Annotated in this window: 13 protein-coding genes and 1 pseudogene; 2 read left to right on the top strand and 12 right to left on the bottom strand. The window is 71.7% G+C overall.

What is annotated here, in order from left to right:
- The 6 genes and pseudogenes from ACFWP5_RS05470 to ACFWP5_RS05445 form a co-directional block, all read right to left on the bottom strand.
- Complete coding sequence (locus ACFWP5_RS05470; RefSeq protein ID WP_384150602.1) at positions 1–1,140, bottom strand: glycosyltransferase family 4 protein; 1,140 nt, start codon at positions 1,138–1,140, stop codon at positions 1–3.
- A gap of 227 nt (positions 1,141–1,367) precedes the next feature.
- Positions 1,368–2,100 (bottom strand): annotated as a pseudogene (locus ACFWP5_RS05465) (hypothetical protein).
- A gap of 25 nt (positions 2,101–2,125) precedes the next feature.
- Complete coding sequence (gene recN / locus ACFWP5_RS05460) at positions 2,126–3,844, bottom strand: DNA repair protein RecN (RefSeq protein ID WP_384150941.1); 1,719 nt, start codon at positions 3,842–3,844, stop codon at positions 2,126–2,128.
- A gap of 132 nt (positions 3,845–3,976) precedes the next feature.
- Complete coding sequence (locus tag ACFWP5_RS05455; protein WP_026179466.1) at positions 3,977–4,882, bottom strand: NAD kinase; 906 nt, start codon at positions 4,880–4,882, stop codon at positions 3,977–3,979.
- Entirely contained in the window at positions 4,879–5,694 is an 816-nt protein-coding gene (locus ACFWP5_RS05450; RefSeq protein ID WP_328684212.1) for a TlyA family RNA methyltransferase, read from the bottom strand. The genes ACFWP5_RS05455 and ACFWP5_RS05450 overlap by 4 nt, the downstream gene beginning before the upstream one ends.
- Before the next feature lie 7 nt (positions 5,695–5,701).
- Positions 5,702–6,007: a hypothetical protein gene (locus ACFWP5_RS05445; RefSeq protein ID WP_384150598.1), complete on the bottom strand. Its 306-nt coding sequence runs from the start codon at positions 6,005–6,007 to the stop codon at positions 5,702–5,704.
- Positions 6,008–6,049: 42 nt separating this feature from the next.
- Between ACFWP5_RS05445 and ACFWP5_RS05440 the strand changes: the two genes are divergently transcribed.
- Complete coding sequence (locus ACFWP5_RS05440) at positions 6,050–6,397, top strand: SCP2 sterol-binding domain-containing protein (RefSeq protein WP_384150595.1); 348 nt, start codon at positions 6,050–6,052, stop codon at positions 6,395–6,397.
- Here the strand turns inward: ACFWP5_RS05440 and ACFWP5_RS05435 are convergent.
- From ACFWP5_RS05435 to ACFWP5_RS05420, 4 genes are all read right to left on the bottom strand, one after another.
- Positions 6,381–7,337, bottom strand: a complete 957-nt coding sequence (locus tag ACFWP5_RS05435; RefSeq protein WP_384150592.1) for an ABC transporter ATP-binding protein — start codon at positions 7,335–7,337, stop codon at positions 6,381–6,383. The two genes, ACFWP5_RS05440 and ACFWP5_RS05435, sit on opposite strands and share 17 nt — an antisense overlap.
- On the bottom strand, positions 7,334–8,428 hold the full coding sequence (locus tag ACFWP5_RS05430) for a FecCD family ABC transporter permease (protein ID WP_384150589.1): 1,095 nt from the start codon (positions 8,426–8,428) through the stop codon (positions 7,334–7,336). The genes ACFWP5_RS05435 and ACFWP5_RS05430 overlap by 4 nt, the downstream gene beginning before the upstream one ends.
- The gene (locus tag ACFWP5_RS05425) at positions 8,425–9,468 is read right to left on the bottom strand and encodes a FecCD family ABC transporter permease (RefSeq protein WP_384150586.1); all 1,044 of its coding nucleotides are present in this window, start codon (positions 9,466–9,468) and stop codon (positions 8,425–8,427) included. Before ACFWP5_RS05425 ends, ACFWP5_RS05430 begins: the two co-directional genes overlap by 4 nt.
- A 98-nt stretch (positions 9,469–9,566) precedes the next feature.
- A complete protein-coding gene (locus tag ACFWP5_RS05420; protein ID WP_384150584.1) occupies positions 9,567–10,595 on the bottom strand; it encodes an HAD hydrolase-like protein in 1,029 nt (342 codons plus the stop codon).
- Positions 10,596–10,667: 72 nt separating this feature from the next.
- Between ACFWP5_RS05420 and ACFWP5_RS05415 the strand changes: the two genes are divergently transcribed.
- Positions 10,668–11,960: a DUF1015 domain-containing protein gene (locus ACFWP5_RS05415; protein WP_384150581.1), complete on the top strand. Its 1,293-nt coding sequence runs from the start codon at positions 10,668–10,670 to the stop codon at positions 11,958–11,960.
- 85 nt (positions 11,961–12,045) lie between these two features.
- Here the strand turns inward: ACFWP5_RS05415 and ACFWP5_RS05410 are convergent, their stop codons facing one another.
- Both ACFWP5_RS05410 and ACFWP5_RS05405 read right to left on the bottom strand, forming a co-directional pair.
- Entirely contained in the window at positions 12,046–12,927 is an 882-nt protein-coding gene (locus tag ACFWP5_RS05410) for a hypothetical protein (protein ID WP_384150579.1), read from the bottom strand.
- Positions 12,927–14,205 (bottom strand): hypothetical protein (locus ACFWP5_RS05405; RefSeq protein ID WP_384150576.1); only part of this gene is annotated, 1,279 nt, incomplete at its 5' end. The genes ACFWP5_RS05410 and ACFWP5_RS05405, both read right to left, overlap by 1 nt.

Below are 14,205 nucleotides of genomic sequence, written 5' to 3'. Positions count from 1 at the left end.
TCAGGTCAGCGGCAGGGGCTGGGTCAACTCGTCGTAGACGCTCAGCACTTGGGCGACGGTCTCGTCCTCCGTGGGCCAGGTGGCCGCCTGCCGGGCGCCCTTCTCCCGCAGCAGCTCCCGGCGTTCGGGGTCGCGCAGCAGTCCGGTGACCGCGTCGGCGAGGGCCTTCGCGTCGCCGTAGGGCACGAGTTCGGCGGCGTCGCCGACGAGTTCGGGGATGCCGCCGACGGCGGTCGCGACGAGCGGCACGCGTGCGTGGAGGGCCTCCTGGGCGATCACCGAGCGGGACTCCCAACTGCTGGGCAGGAGTGCGAGATCGGCGGCGGCGAGGAGTTCGCCGACATCGTCGCGCCGCCCGATGAGCCGCACCGGCAGTTCCTCGTCCTCGATCCGCCGCTGCAACTCGCCCCGCAACGGCCCCTCCCCCGCGATCACGAGCAACGGCGTCGGATCGAGGCGGCACCATCCGCGCGAGGCATCCAGGAGCGTGTCGTAGCCCCGCTGCCGGTCGAGGGAGCCGACGGCGATGAGCAACGGGCGGTCGGTGACACCGAGTTCGGCCCGGAGCTTGGGACTCAGCCGATCGGGATCGTCATGGTCCACGGCGGCTCGGCGGGGCCCGGGCAGCGCGACGGCGGCGAGGCGGGCGTCCCGGGCGCCGGTCCGCCGGGCCCGGTCGACCAGATCGGAGGTAGTGCCCAGCACGACGACTGCGGCCTTCACGACCCGCCGCTCCAGCAGTCGCAGCAGATGCGCCCGCGCCCCTTCGGCATGGGCGCGGTTGTGCCACGTCACGACGAGCGGGGTGCGGCGGCCGCTGAGGGCGAGGACGGCACGGAAGGAGGCGTGCAGCCCGTGCGCGTGGACCAGGTCGGCGTCCGCGCAGGCCGCCCGCAGCGCGGCCACGGACGCCGGGTCGCTGCTGCGCGGTACGTGCACGTGTTCGGCACCGGCGCCCGTGAAGTCGTAGGTGTGATCGGCCTCGACGGGGGCGCACACCGTCACCCGCACGCCCCGTGCGACGAGCCCGGAGGCCAGGGAGCGCACATGCGCGCTACTGGCGGCATTGCCTCCGCCGAGCACCTGCACGGTGCGCAGCGGCGACTGGCCGTGCGGTGAGTGGCTGCTCACGGGGGTCACGTGGCCGGGGCTCCTGGTTCGGCGACGGGCGGTCACGAAGAAAGTACAGAAGGATCGGGCGGAGGGGGTGTACCGCACGCTTCCTACGCGTTCCGTCTCAAGGATGCCAGCACGTACGGGTGTTCCGGCAACGCCGGGAGGTGTGGGGGCCGTGTGGAAGGGCAACAGGGGCACGGGTATCACCCGTACGAGTGAGGGGTCGGCGCGTTTGGGACGGGCTCCCCCGCTCAACCCACCCGCGCCGGCTCGCTCACCTTGTCGCCGTACACCGCCGCGGCCACCACGGCGGCGGCATGCGCCACCAGCCCCGCCCGCCCGTTGCCGGCGACGACAGCCGCGCCGGGTGCCGCGCCGAGCGCGTGTGCCCCCGCGTCGCCGATCATCGTCCGGCAGTACGGCACCGGCGGCTCCGATGGTGGCGGCGGCCAGTTCCGCTCCGGGTCCCCGGCGCGGCAACCCCGGTGCCGCGAGGGCGAGTACGGCACCGGCGGCCCGGCCGGGGCGTACGTCCACGAGGTTGACGAAGTGGGCCGCCCCGGCGATCACCACACCCGCGAGCACCTTGTCGAGCGGCCGCTCCTTGAGCAGCGCCCCGGCGACGAGCCCGGCGGCCGAGATCCCGAACAACTTGACTGCCCCACTGGTGACTTCACCGTCCCGGAGGGCGGAGAGATGCGCCCGGACACCGCGCCGGGGATCGCCCGCGCCGACGGCATCGTCGTAACCACCACACGCGCCCGCCGCGAGGACCGCGAACCCGGCCGCCGGGCGGTCCGGCGGGGCGGCGTGGGCGGCTCCGGCGACGGTGGCCGGGGCCGCGTACAGGTCGACGGTCCGGCCGGCGTGGTTCTTCCGCTCCCAGCCGTCGCCAAGTCCCTTGCTGCGCAAGGCGACCAGGGTCGTGCGGGTGACGGCCGCGGCGAGGGCGAGGGAGGTGGTGCGGGACGTGCGTACGGTGATCCGGCCACCGTACGCGGAGCGCGCGCTACCCGTCCGCCCGTGCTGTGGCCAGCAACTCCTCCGCGTGCGCGCGGGCCGTCTCCGAGTCCTCCTGGCCGGCCAGCATCCGGGACAACTCCCGTACGCGGTCCTCGCCTTCGAGGACCTTCACGCCGGAGCGGGTGACGGACCCGTCGTTGGTCTTCTCGACCAGCAACTGCCGGTCGGCGAAGGCGGCGACCTGAGGCAGGTGCGTGACGACGACGACCTGCGCGGTCTTCGCGAGCTTCGCGAGCCGCCGCCCGATCTCGACCGCCGCCTTGCCGCCGACACCGGCGTCGACCTCGTCGAAGAGGTAGGTCGGCACGGGATCGGTCCCCGCGAACACGACCTCCACGGCCAGCATCACGCGCGACAGCTCACCGCCGGACGCGCCCTTGGCGATGGGCCGCGGCGGAGCGCCCGGATGCGGGGCGAGGAGCAACTCGACCTCGTCGACGCCGGACGGGCCGTAGGAGACCGCACGTCCCCCGACCTCGACGCCCTCCGGGTCCTCGGTCTGCCGGATCTCGAACGACACACGCGCGTGCGGCATCGCGAGGGAAGCAAGCTCGGCGGTGACGGCCGCGGCGAACCGCTCGGCGGCTTCGGTCCGCGCATCGGTCAACGCCTGTGCGAGGCCGCCCAGTTCACCCCGCAGGGCATCCCGCTCGGCGGTCAGCTCGTCGATGCGGTCGTCGTCGCCGTCGAGCTCGTTCAGCCGCGAGGCACCCTGCTCGGCGTACGCGAGCACGGCGGTGATGTCCTGGCCGTACTTCCGCGTGAGCGCGTTGAGGGCGGCCCGGCGTTCCTCGACGGCGGCCAGCCGCAGCGGATCGGCGTCCAGGTCGTCGGCGTAGCCCGCCAACTCCCCCGCCACATCGCCCAACAGGATGCCGATCTCACCGATCCGGTCGGTGAGCGAGGCCAGCTCGGAGTCGTGTGACCGTACGGCCTCCAGGGCCCGCTGCGCGCCCGCGACGAGGGTCGCCGCCTCGATGCCCTCGGGGTCCTCGGGGTTGCCGGCGAGCGCGGCGTGAGCGGCCGTGGCGGCGGACGCCAACGCCTCGGCGTGCCCGAGCCGTTCGGCCTCGGCGGCGAGTTCGACGTCCTCCCCGGGGCGCGGCTCCACGCCCGCGATCTCGTCGAGCCCGTACCGCAGCATGTCGGCTTCCTGGGCCCGTTCACGCGCGCGCGTGGTGATCTCGTCCAGCTCGACGGCGACGGCCCGCAGCCGCCGATACGCCTCGCCGTACTTGGCCAACGGTCCGGTGACGGCGTCTCCGGCGTACCGGTCGAGCGCCTGCCGCTGCCGGGACTGTTTCAACAGCCCCTGCTGATCGGTCTGCCCGTGCACGGCCACGAGGTCGTCGGCCAGCTCGGCGAGCAGCCCCACCGGCACGGAACGCCCGCCCAGGTGCGCCCGGGAGCGCCCCTCGGCGGAAACGGTACGGCTGATGAGCAGCGTCCCGTCGTCCAACTCGGCGCCCGCCTCCTCGGCCCGCAGGATGGCAGAGGCGCCCGGAGGCACGGAGATCCGCCCCTCCACGACCGCGTTCTTCGCCCCGATCCGCACCAGCGCCGGGTCCGCCCGCCCTCCGAGCAACAGCCCGAGGCTGGTGACGACCATGGTCTTGCCCGCACCCGTCTCACCCGTCACCGCGGTGAACCCCGGCGACAACTCGACGACAGCGTCGTCGATGACTCCGAGCGACCGTATCCGCATCTCTTCCAGCACGGTGAAGACCTTACGAGGTAGGGCGGGAGAAGCGCGAGGCACCCTGTCACCCGGGGGAGTGGACCCACCTTCTTTTTGGGGGCGCGGGGAGCTGCGCGCTCAGCCCCCACCGGCCGTCACTTAGTGAGGAGCCCCCCGCCACCCAGAAACAGGCAGAGCGAACTTCGCAACAAGCCGATCGGTGAACGACGCATGATGCAGCCGAGCAAGCCGTACAGGAACAGCCCCCCGCCTGACCTCAACCCTCGCCCCCGCAGGCAACTCAACAGTCCGCCGCCCGTCACACCACAGAACCCCCGGGGGGATGTGCGGCAACACCTCAACGGCAAGCACAGAATCCGGCGACGTAACCAAGGGCTTGGCGAACAGCGCATGCGCACTGATCGGCACCATCAACAACGCCTCAACCTCGGGCCACACCACAGGCCCACCCGCGGAGAACGCATACGCCGTAGACCCGGTAGGAGTCGCACAAACGATCCCGTCACACCCGAACCCCGTGACCGGCCGCCCGTCAATCTCCAGCACGACTTCGAGCAACTTCTCCGCGCCGGCCTTCTGCACCGCCGCCTCGTTCAGCGCCCAGTCCGTATGCACGATGTTCCCGTTCTTGTGAACGACGACATCGACGGTCATCCGCTCCTCGACCTCGTAGGCCCGCGTGACCACCCGGTCCACGACCTTGTCGAGATCGTCCCGCTCGGCCTCCGCGAGGAACCCCACGCTGCCGAGGTTGACGCCGAGCATCGGCACCCCGGACGCCCGCGCGAACTCCGCGCCGCGCAGCAGCGTGCCGTCGCCGCCGAGGACGATGAGCAGCTCGCAGCCCTCAAGGCACTGCGGGGTGGCCTCGGTGACCGTCTCCACCTCGTCCGGCAACGGCAGGTCGCGTGCCTCGTACTCCAGGACGCGCACTCCGATGCCGGACTGCAACAGCCCCTTGACGACCAGTTCGGCACTCCGGATGGCCGCAGGCCGACCCGTGTGCGCGAGCAGGAAAACAGTACGAGCTCGGTTCTGTGTCAACGCGGCCCCTCCGCCACTGCACGGTCAACATCGGCCGGGTCCAGTTCGGGTGCGCCGGCCCGCAGCCACAGAAAGTACTCGACATTCCCGGAGGGCCCGGGCAGCGGACTGGCGGTGACGCCCTCCACCCCGAGCCCCAGTTCGGCGGCCCGCCGGGCGACACCGCGTACGGCCTCGGCCCGGAGTTCCGGGCTGCGTACGACACCGCCGCTCCCCAGCCGTTCCTTCCCCACCTCGAACTGCGGCTTGACCATCATCACCAGGTCCGCGTCCGGCTTCGTGCACCGCGCCAGGGCGGGCAGCACCAGCCCGAGCGGGATGAAGGACAGATCCCCCACGACTAGATCCACAGGCTCCCCATCGATCGCTTCAAGCGTCAACTCGCGTACGTTCGTACGGTCCTTGACGGTGACGCGTTCATCGCTCTGAAGAGACCACGCGAGTTGCCCGTACCCGACGTCGACCGCCACGACCTGTGTGGCACCCGCGCGCAGCAGCACATCGGTGAAGCCCCCGGTGGACGCGCCGGCGTCCAGCGCCCGCCGTCCCTCGACCACGAGCCCCCGCGGTACGAAGACCTCCAGCGCGCCCGCGAGCTTGTGGCCGCCCCGCGACACGTAGTCGGGGTCTCCGTCGTCCTGGACGACCACGATGGCCGCCGCCGTCTCCACCTGGGTGGCGGGCTTGGTCGCGACGGTCTTGCCCACGGTGACCCGGCCGGCGGCGATCAACTGGCTCGCGTGCTCCCGCGACCGCGCGAGCTTCCGTCGGACCAGCTCGGCGTCGAGACGTCGGCGTGCCACTCCTGCCACGTTCGGTTCAGCTCCTAGTGCCATACGTCGATGGGGGCGCCGGAGGTCCCGGGCGGGCGTCGAGCGCGGTGAGCGCGTCGCGCAGCCCCCGGTGTACATCCTCGTACACCTCTACATGTCCGTCCGTGGCGAGGTGGTCGGTGTCGGCCAGACGCCCGAGCTGGGCGTCGACGTCGGCGTCACCGCTCGGGGCGCGGTCCACGTTCAGGGGCGCGGGGGCGGCGGGGTCGTACGTGGGCTCCGCCTCCGGAACGGCCTCCGGAACGCCCTCCGGTACAGCCCCGACCCCGGCCTCGGGCAATGAGTCGCTCATGCCCAGACGCTACCCCGAAGGCCTGGGGTAACGTCGATCACGATGGCAACGATCGAAGAGTGCCGTGCCGCACTCGAGAAGCTCTCGGACAACATGCAGAAGGCCGATGGGAATGTCCGCGCCGCCGCGGCCATGGACCGTTCGGTCAGCTGCCGGATCACCGACCTCGACGTCACCTTCGTCGGCCGGCTCACCGGCGGCCGGATCGTGGTGGACGAGACCGTGCAGGGCCTTCCGGCGGAGAAGGCCCAGATCAAGCTGACCATGGCCGGCGACGACCTGGTCGCCATGGTCGACGGCGGGCTGAACTTCGCGAAGGCCTGGGGCTCGGGCCGGGTGAAGCTGGAGGCCAACGTGTTCGACCTGTTCCGCCTCAGGAAGCTTCTGTAGCCACCGCCGCGGCCCCTGCCCCCGCCGTCGCTCCCGCACGCGCGCGTGCCTTGCGCGCGGCCGGCACGACCAACGGTGTCCCCGTCTCCGGGTCGTCGATGACCTGGCAGCGCAGCCCGAAGACCTCCTCGACCAGTTCGGCCGTGACGATGTCGCCCGGCGCGCCCTCCGCGATGACCGCGCCCTCCCGCAGCGCGATGAGGTGGGTGGCGTACCGGGCGGCGTGGTTGAGGTCGTGCAGCACCGCGACCAGCGTGCGGCCCTGCTCCTCGTGCAGCTCGGCGCACAGGTCGAGGACGTCGATCTGGTGCTGGATGTCCAGATAGGTGGTCGGCTCGTCGAGCAGCAGCAGGGGCGTCTGCTGGGCCAGCGCCATCGCGATCCACACACGCTGCCGCTGCCCGCCGGACAGTTCGTCGACATAGCGATCGGCGAGCTCGGCGACACCGGTCTGCGCCATCGACTCCTGTACGACCCGCTCGTCCTCGCCCGACCACTGGCGCAGGATGCCCTGGTGCGGGTACCGGCCGCGGCCCACGAGGTCGCCGACGGTGATCCCGTCGGGCGCGATGGACGACTGCGGGAGCAGGCCCAGGGTGCGCGCGACCTTCTTCGCCGGCATCGACTGGATGACCTGCCCGTCGAGCAGCACCCGGCCCTCGGTCGGCTTCAGCATCCGGGACAGGGCGCGCAGCAGCGTGGACTTGCCGCACGCGTTGGGGCCGACGATCACCGTGAAGGAGTTGTCGGGTATCTCCACCGACAACTCGCGTGCGATGACGCGCTGGTCGTAGGCGAGGGTGACGTTCTCGGCGGACAGGCGGTTCACGGTGCTCCTTCGGTTGTTCTCGTTCGCCGAGGCGTTCGTAGAGGACTTCGGAGAGGCGCTCACTGGGACGTTCGTGGCGGCGTTCGTGGTGCTGCTCGCGGCGGCGTTCATATCCGGCCCGCCTTGCGCTCGGTGACCAGGAGCCACAGCAGGTAGACCCCGCCGAGGACTCCGGTGACCACGCCGACGGGCAACTGGTCGGCGCCGAACGCCCGTTGGGAGGCCCAGTCGGCGGTGACCAGCAGGGTGGCGCCCATGCACAGCGAGGGCACCAGGTTCGGGCCCGGCGAGCGGGTCAGGCGCCGGGCGAGCTGCGGTGCCGTGAGCGCCACGAAGCCGACGGGTCCGGCGGCGGCGGTCGCGGCCGAGGTGAGCAGCACGGCGGCCACCATGAGCAGCAGCCGTACGCGCTCGACGCGCACCCCGAGGGCGTACGACACGTCGTCGCCCATCTCCATCATCCGCAGCCCGCGCGCGTTGGCGAGGACGAGCGGCAGCAGTACGGCGCACAGCGCGAGGAGTGGCCAGACCTGGGTCCAGTCACGGCCGTTGAGGGAACCGGTCATCCAGACGACCGCGCGGGCCGCGTCGACGAGGTCGGCCTTGGTGAGCAGATAGCCGTTGACCGCGGTGACGACGGCGGAGACGCCGATGCCGACCAGGACAAGGCGGTACCCGTGCACCCCCTGCTTCCAGGCGAGCAGATAGATCGCCAGCCCGGTCACCAGACCGCCGATCAGCGCCCCGAGGGTGACGGCTGTCGCGCTGCCGGAGAACAGCACGATCATGACGAGCGCCCCGGCGGTCGACCCCTGCGAGAGGCCGAGCACGTCCGGACTGCCCAGCGGATTGCGGGAGATGGACTGGAACAGCGCACCGCCGAGCCCGAGCGAGGCCCCGACCAGCAACCCGACGAGGACGCGCGGCAGCCGCAGCTCGTTGACGATGAACTCCTGACCCGGATCACCGCCCCCGAACAGCGTCTTGAGGACGTCACCGGCCGAGATCGGGAAGTCGCCGGTACCGATCAGCACGACACTCGCGGCGAGCGCGCAGAGCAAGAGAAGGACGACGACCGTGAAGGCGCGGAGGTCGAGGCGGAGGGAGAGGTCGCCGGTCCGGACAGTCCGCGTACGGAGAGCCCGAGCCGGGGCGGCCTGCGCAACTGGGCCGTCCTGCGCCGTCGTTGAAGAGGGATTCACAGCTGAGTCGTCCTTCGCCGCCGCACGAGATAGATGAAGACCGGCCCGCCGATGATCGCGGTGACGATGCCGACCTGGAGCTCCGCGGGCCGCGCGATCAACCGGCCCAGGACGTCCGCGCCGAGCAGCAGCACGGGCGACAGGATCGTGGCGTACGGCAGGATCCAGCGCAGGTCGGGGCCGGTGAAGGAGCGCACCACGTGCGGCACCATCAGGCCGACGAACACGATCGGGCCGCAGGCGGCGGTCGCCGCCCCGCACAGCACGGTCGCGGAGAGCATGGCGAGCGCCCGGGTCCGGTTGAGGTTGGCGCCGAGGGCGCGGGCGGTGTCGTCGCCCATCGCCACCGCGTTCAGCGGCCGGGCGAGCAGCAGGGCGACGACCGTGCCGACCGCGAAGAACGGGGCGACCTGCGTGATCGTCGAGCCGGTGGCCGAGGCCAGTGAACCGACCGTCCAGAAGCGCATCTTGGAGAGCGCCGCGTCGTCCATGATCATGACGGCTTGGAGATAGCCGTAGAGCGCGGCACTGATCGCGGTACCGGCGAGTGCGAGGCGCACGGGTGTGGCGCCCCGGCTGCCGCCCAGGAACCAGACCAGCGCGCCGACCACGGCCGCGCCCGCGAAGGCGAACCAGACGTAGCCGCTCAGGCTCGTCACACCGAAGTAGGTGATCGCGGTGACGACCGCGGCCGAGGCGCCGGCGTTGATGCCGAGCAGGCCGGGGTCCGCGAGGGGGTTGCGGGTGAGCGCCTGGAGGACGGCACCGGACAGGCCGAGCGCGGCACCGGCGAGCAGCCCGAGGACCGTACGGGAGATCCGGTCGCCGACCACGACGTCCGCGTACGTCCCCGAGTCATGGAACAGGCCGTGCCACACATCCCCCAACGGCAGCGATTTCGCGCCGATCGCGATGCTCGCCAGGGCCACTAGGACCAGGAGCGCCACGGAGGCGAAGAGCCCAAGGACACGTATCGCCCGGCGGGTTGGGGGCGCGGGGGCGGTCTCCGCGCGCTGTTCTGGGGGACTGTCGACCAACACGAGGTTAGGTTAGCCTACCCTCGCATTCGACCCGAAGGGCGAGTCCCTCTTCACCGCCGTTCAGAACCCCTGGATGCCGAGCCCCCGCCTCCCCCGCGTCACAGCCCCAGCCGGGCGAGCGCCTTCTCTCCGTCGAGCGTGCAGGAGCCGTCCCCGGCCGCCGTCCAGGCCGCCGCGCAGAGCGCCCGGAGCCCGTCCAAAGGCTCACCCTCGCCGTCGAGTTCCAGCCGGTCACGGCCCGCCGTCGCCGTCCAGCCACCGCACCGGAAGCTGTCTCCCGCCTCGCTGACCTCGGGCTGCCCGGTGAGCATGCCCCGCAGATCGGCGTCGACGTACGTCGGCCGGTGCTGCGGCGGCGCGGCGAGCAACTGCGCGCCGTCCGTCACACCCGTCAGGACGAGCAGCGAATCGACATCCCCGTTGAACGCCCCCTCGATGTCCGTGTCCAGCCGGTCCCCCACCACCAACGGCCGCTCGGCGCCCGTCCGCAGGATCGTCTCCTTGTGCATGGGCGGCAACGGCTTGCCCGCCACCTGCGGCTCGGCCCCGGTCGCTATCCGTACGACCTCCACCGCCGCGCCGTTGCCCGGTGCGATGCCGCGCGCGCTCGGGATCGTCAGGTCGGTGTTGGACGCGAACCACGGCACCCCGCGCGCGATGGCGTAGCAGGCCTCCGCGAACCGCCCCCAGGCCAGGTCGGGCCCGCCGTAGCCCTGCACGACCGCCACCGGCTCGTCGTCCGCCGAGTCGACGGGCTCAAGTCCGCGCTCGCGCAGCGCGACCCGCAGACCCTCTCCGCCGATCACCAGCACGCGGGAGCCTGCCGACACCTGCTCGCTGATCAGCCGGGCGACGGCCTGCGCGGAGGTGATGACGTCGTCCGGCCCGGTCGGTATGCCCAGTTCGGTGAGATGGTCGGCCACCGTGTCGGGCGTCCGCAGCGCGTTGTTGGTGACGTAGGCGAGACGCATGCCGCCCGCGCGGGCGGTGGCGAGCGAATCGACGGCGTGGGCGATCGCGTTGCCCCCCGCATACACCACCCCGTCGAGGTCGAGCAGCGCCGTGTCGTACGCCTCGCTCAGGGCCCGGCCACTGCCCTCGGGCCTCGTCCTGACGCTCTGGCTCATTCCACATCGCTCCTCGTTCGATCGCTTTCACCCGATCATCCCGCATGCCACTGACACACGTACGATGCCGGGATGAACACCGCAGGTCACTCGGAAGCAACGGAGCGCCGAGGCCTGGAACTCACCCCGTTCCGAGGCCTTCGCTACGACCCCGACCTGGTCGGCAGCCTGGCCGCCGTGACGTCCCCACCGTACGACGTCGTCGTACGCCCCGACGGCCTGCACCACCTCCAGGACGCCGACCCGCACAACATCGTCCGGCTGATCCTCCCGCAGGCCACCACCGCCGACGCCCGCAACGAACAGGCCGCCGACACCCTGCACCGCTGGCTCTCCGAGGGAGTCCTCACCACCGACCCCGAGCCCGGCCTGTACGTCTACGAACAACGCGACGGCAACGGCCTGCTGCAACGCGGCATCATCGGCGCCCTGCGCCTGTCGGACCCGTCGGAGGGCGTGGTCCTGCCGCACGAGGACGTCATGCCGCACGTGGTGGCGGACCGAGCGGCCCTCATGCGGGCCACCTCGGCGAACCTGGAGCCCCTGCTCCTCACCTACCGAGGCAACGGCACCCCGTCCGACACGACGACGGTGGTCGAACGCATCGCGGAGGACCCCGCACTGCTCTCGACAACCACGGAGGACGGCTACAGCCACCGCCTCTGGTCGGTCACCGACCCCACCGACCTGGCCCGCATCCAGACGGACCTGGCCCACCACCAGGCCCTGATCGCCGACGGCCACCACCGCTGGGCGACGTACCGACGTCTACGCGCGGAGCACCCCTCCCCCAGCCCCTGGGACTACGGCCTGGTCCTCCTGGTCGACACGGCCCGCTACCCGCTCCGCGTCCGCGCGATCCACCGCCTCCTGCACGGCGTCCCGGTGTCCGACGCCCTGGCGGCCCTCGACGGCCTGTTCCGCGTACGGCACCTGGAACTACCCCTCCCGGAAGCCCTGGAGGTCCTCGCCGACGCGGCCTGCGCGGGCAACGCGTTCCTCCTCGCCGGCGACGGCGCCTTCCACCTGGTCGACCACCCGGACCCGGACCTCCTGGCCCGTACGATCCCGGCCGACCACCCGGCGGCCTGGCGCACCCTGGACGCGACGGTCCTGCACGCCACGCTCCTCGACCACGTCTGGCACATCCCCGAGGACTCCCCGGCCCACATCGCCTACATCCACGACACCGCCGCCACGGTCCGCAAGGCCGAACGCGACGGCGGTACGGCCGTGTTGATGCACCCCGTCCGCGAGGAGGTCGTACGCGACCTGGCCCGCCAGGGCGTCACGATGCCCCGCAAGTCGACGTCCTTCGGCCCCAAGCCGGCCTCGGGTCTGGTGCTGCGCGCGCTGGACGTCTGAGACGACGCCACCAACCCCGGAAACAGGAAAGGGCGGGACCCCGTTGCCGGGGTCCCGCCCTTGTCACTGACGTCGTGCGGAGTCGTCAGTCCTTGTCGCCTTCTTCTTTTACGACACTTTCCTTGACGACGTCTTCCTTGACGACGTCTTCCTTGGCTTCGACTTCGGCTACGGCTTCGGTCTCGACCTCGTCGTCCGCCTCGGCTTCCGCCGCGACGTCCTCGATGTCGTCGACCTCGTCGTCCTCGTCTTCGTCGTCGTCCACGATGTCGGCTTCCGCCTCGTCGGCCGCGGGGGCCTCCTGGGGCTCGGTCACATCGTCGCGCTCGTCGTCCTCGTCATCGTCGTCGACGAACGCGTCGACGAACGCGACACCGTCCATCTCGGCGAGCCGGTCCGACGCGTCCGTGCTGCCGTCCTTGTCGGACTCCACGGCCTTGGCGAACCACTCCCGCGCCTCGACCTCACGCCCGGCGGCGAGCAGGGCGTCGGCGTAGGCGTACCGGAGTCGCGCGGTCCACGGCTGCACGGTGTTCGAGGCCAGCTCGGGACTCTGCAACGTGACGATGGCCGCGTCGAGCTGGTCCATGTCACGCCGGGCGCCGGCCGCGACGAGCCGCATCTCCACCTGGCCGGCCTTGTCGAGCTTGTGCACCTCGGCGGCCCCGGCCATCTCCAGCGCCTTCTCGGGACGCCCGAGACCACGCTCGCAGTCGGCCATCACGGGCCACAGGTCCACGCTGCCGGTCATGCGCCGGGCAGCCCGGAACTCGGCCAGCGCCTCGCTGTACTTCTGGTTCGCGTACGCGGCGAACCCGGCCGCCTCACGTACGGCGGCGACGCGCGACGCCAGTCGCAGGGCGATCTTGGAGTAGGCGTAGGCGCCCTCGGGGTCCTCGTCGATGAGCCGGGCGACCATCACCAGGTTCTTGGAGACGTCCTCCGCGAGCCCCTTCGGCAGACTCATCAGCTCCTGCCGTACGTCCTTGTCGATCTCCTCGCCCGTGACGTCCTCGGGGATCGGCAGCCGCTTGATCGGCTCACGGTCGCGGTCACGCTCCCGCTCGTCACGGAACCGGCTGCCGCCACCACGGCGGTCGTCGCCCCGACGGTCGTCACGCCGGTCATCGCGGCGGTCGTCGCGACGGGGGCCCCCGCGGTCGTCGTCACGCCGGAACGCCGGCCGCTCACCGCGGCTGTCGTCCCGACGGAACCCTCCGGGACGGCTTCCGCGATCGGCACCGCGGTCATCGCGACGGGGACCGGACGGGCGGTCGTCACGACGCGGGCCGGCAGGACGGTCATCGCGGCGCGGAGCCGCAGAACGGTCGTCACGCCCACGGAAACCACCGCGATCGCCACTGCCACGGTCGTCGTCACGCCGGAAGGCAGGACGCTCGCCACGGTTGTCACGATCGTCGCGACGGAACGGCGGACGCTCACCACGATTGTCGTCACGACGGAACGCCGGACGCTCACCACGGTCATCACGACGCGGACCGGACGGACGGTCGTCGCGGCGGGGGTAGCTGCCACGGTCACCGCGGTCGTCGTCACGCCGGAAAGCGGGACGGTCACCGTCACGGCGGTCGTCCCTACGGTCATCACGACGGAAGGGCGGACGCTCGCCGCCACGATTGTCGCTGCGGTCATCACGCCGGAACGCGGGGCGCTCGCCACGGTTGTCGTCACGGCGGAAACCACCGGGACGCCCTCCGCGCTCGCCACCACGGTCATCACGACGGGGACCAGCCGGCCGGTCATCACGACGGGGACCAGCGGGACGGTCATCGCGACGCGGGCCGGCGGAACGGTCGTCACGCCCACGGAAACCACCGCGGTCGCTGCTGCCACGGTCTTCGCTACGGCGGTCATCGCGACGATCGTCACGGCGGGGGGCGCCGCCACGGTCACCGCGGTCGTCGTCACGCCGGAAGGCAGGACGCTCACCCCGGTTGTCACGGTCGTCGCGACGGAACGGCGGACGCTCACCGCGATTGTCGTCACGCCGGAAACCACCACCGCTACCGCCACCGCGGTTGTCGTCACGGCGGAAGGGCGGACGCTCGCCCCGGCTGTCATCGCGCCGGAAACCACCGCGATCGCCACGGTTGTCGTCGCGACGCTCACCTCGGTTGTCGCTGCGGTCGTCACGCCGGAACGCGGGGCGCTCGCCACGGTTGTCGTCACGGCGGAAACCACCGGGACGCCCTCCGCGCTCGCCACCACGGTCATCACGACGGGG

The sequence above is a fragment of the Streptomyces sp. NPDC058469 genome, assembly GCF_042721125.1.
GTDB lineage: Bacteria > Actinomycetota > Actinomycetes > Streptomycetales > Streptomycetaceae > Streptomyces.
This window is presented reverse-complemented; position numbering and strand designations above follow the sequence as displayed.

What these genes read in the sequence shown, in the direction of transcription:
- recN (WP_384150941.1), bottom strand. Translation starts at nt 3,844, where the DNA reads ATGCGGATACGGTCGCTCGGAGTCATCGACGACGCTGTCGTCGAGTTG.
- ACFWP5_RS05445 (WP_384150598.1), bottom strand. Translation starts at nt 6,007, where the DNA reads ATGAGCGACTCATTGCCCGAGGCCGGGGTCGGGGCTGTACCGGAGGGC.
- ACFWP5_RS05440 (WP_384150595.1), top strand. Translation starts at nt 6,050, where the DNA reads ATGGCAACGATCGAAGAGTGCCGTGCCGCACTCGAGAAGCTCTCGGAC.
- ACFWP5_RS05435 (WP_384150592.1), bottom strand. Translation starts at nt 7,337, where the DNA reads ATGAACGCCGCCGCGAGCAGCACCACGAACGCCGCCACGAACGTCCCA.
- ACFWP5_RS05420 (WP_384150584.1), bottom strand. Translation starts at nt 10,595, where the DNA reads ATGAGCCAGAGCGTCAGGACGAGGCCCGAGGGCAGTGGCCGGGCCCTG.
- ACFWP5_RS05415 (WP_384150581.1), top strand. Translation starts at nt 10,668, where the DNA reads ATGAACACCGCAGGTCACTCGGAAGCAACGGAGCGCCGAGGCCTGGAA.
- ACFWP5_RS05410 (WP_384150579.1), bottom strand. Translation starts at nt 12,927, where the DNA reads ATGAGTCTGCCGAAGGGGCTCGCGGAGGACGTCTCCAAGAACCTGGTG.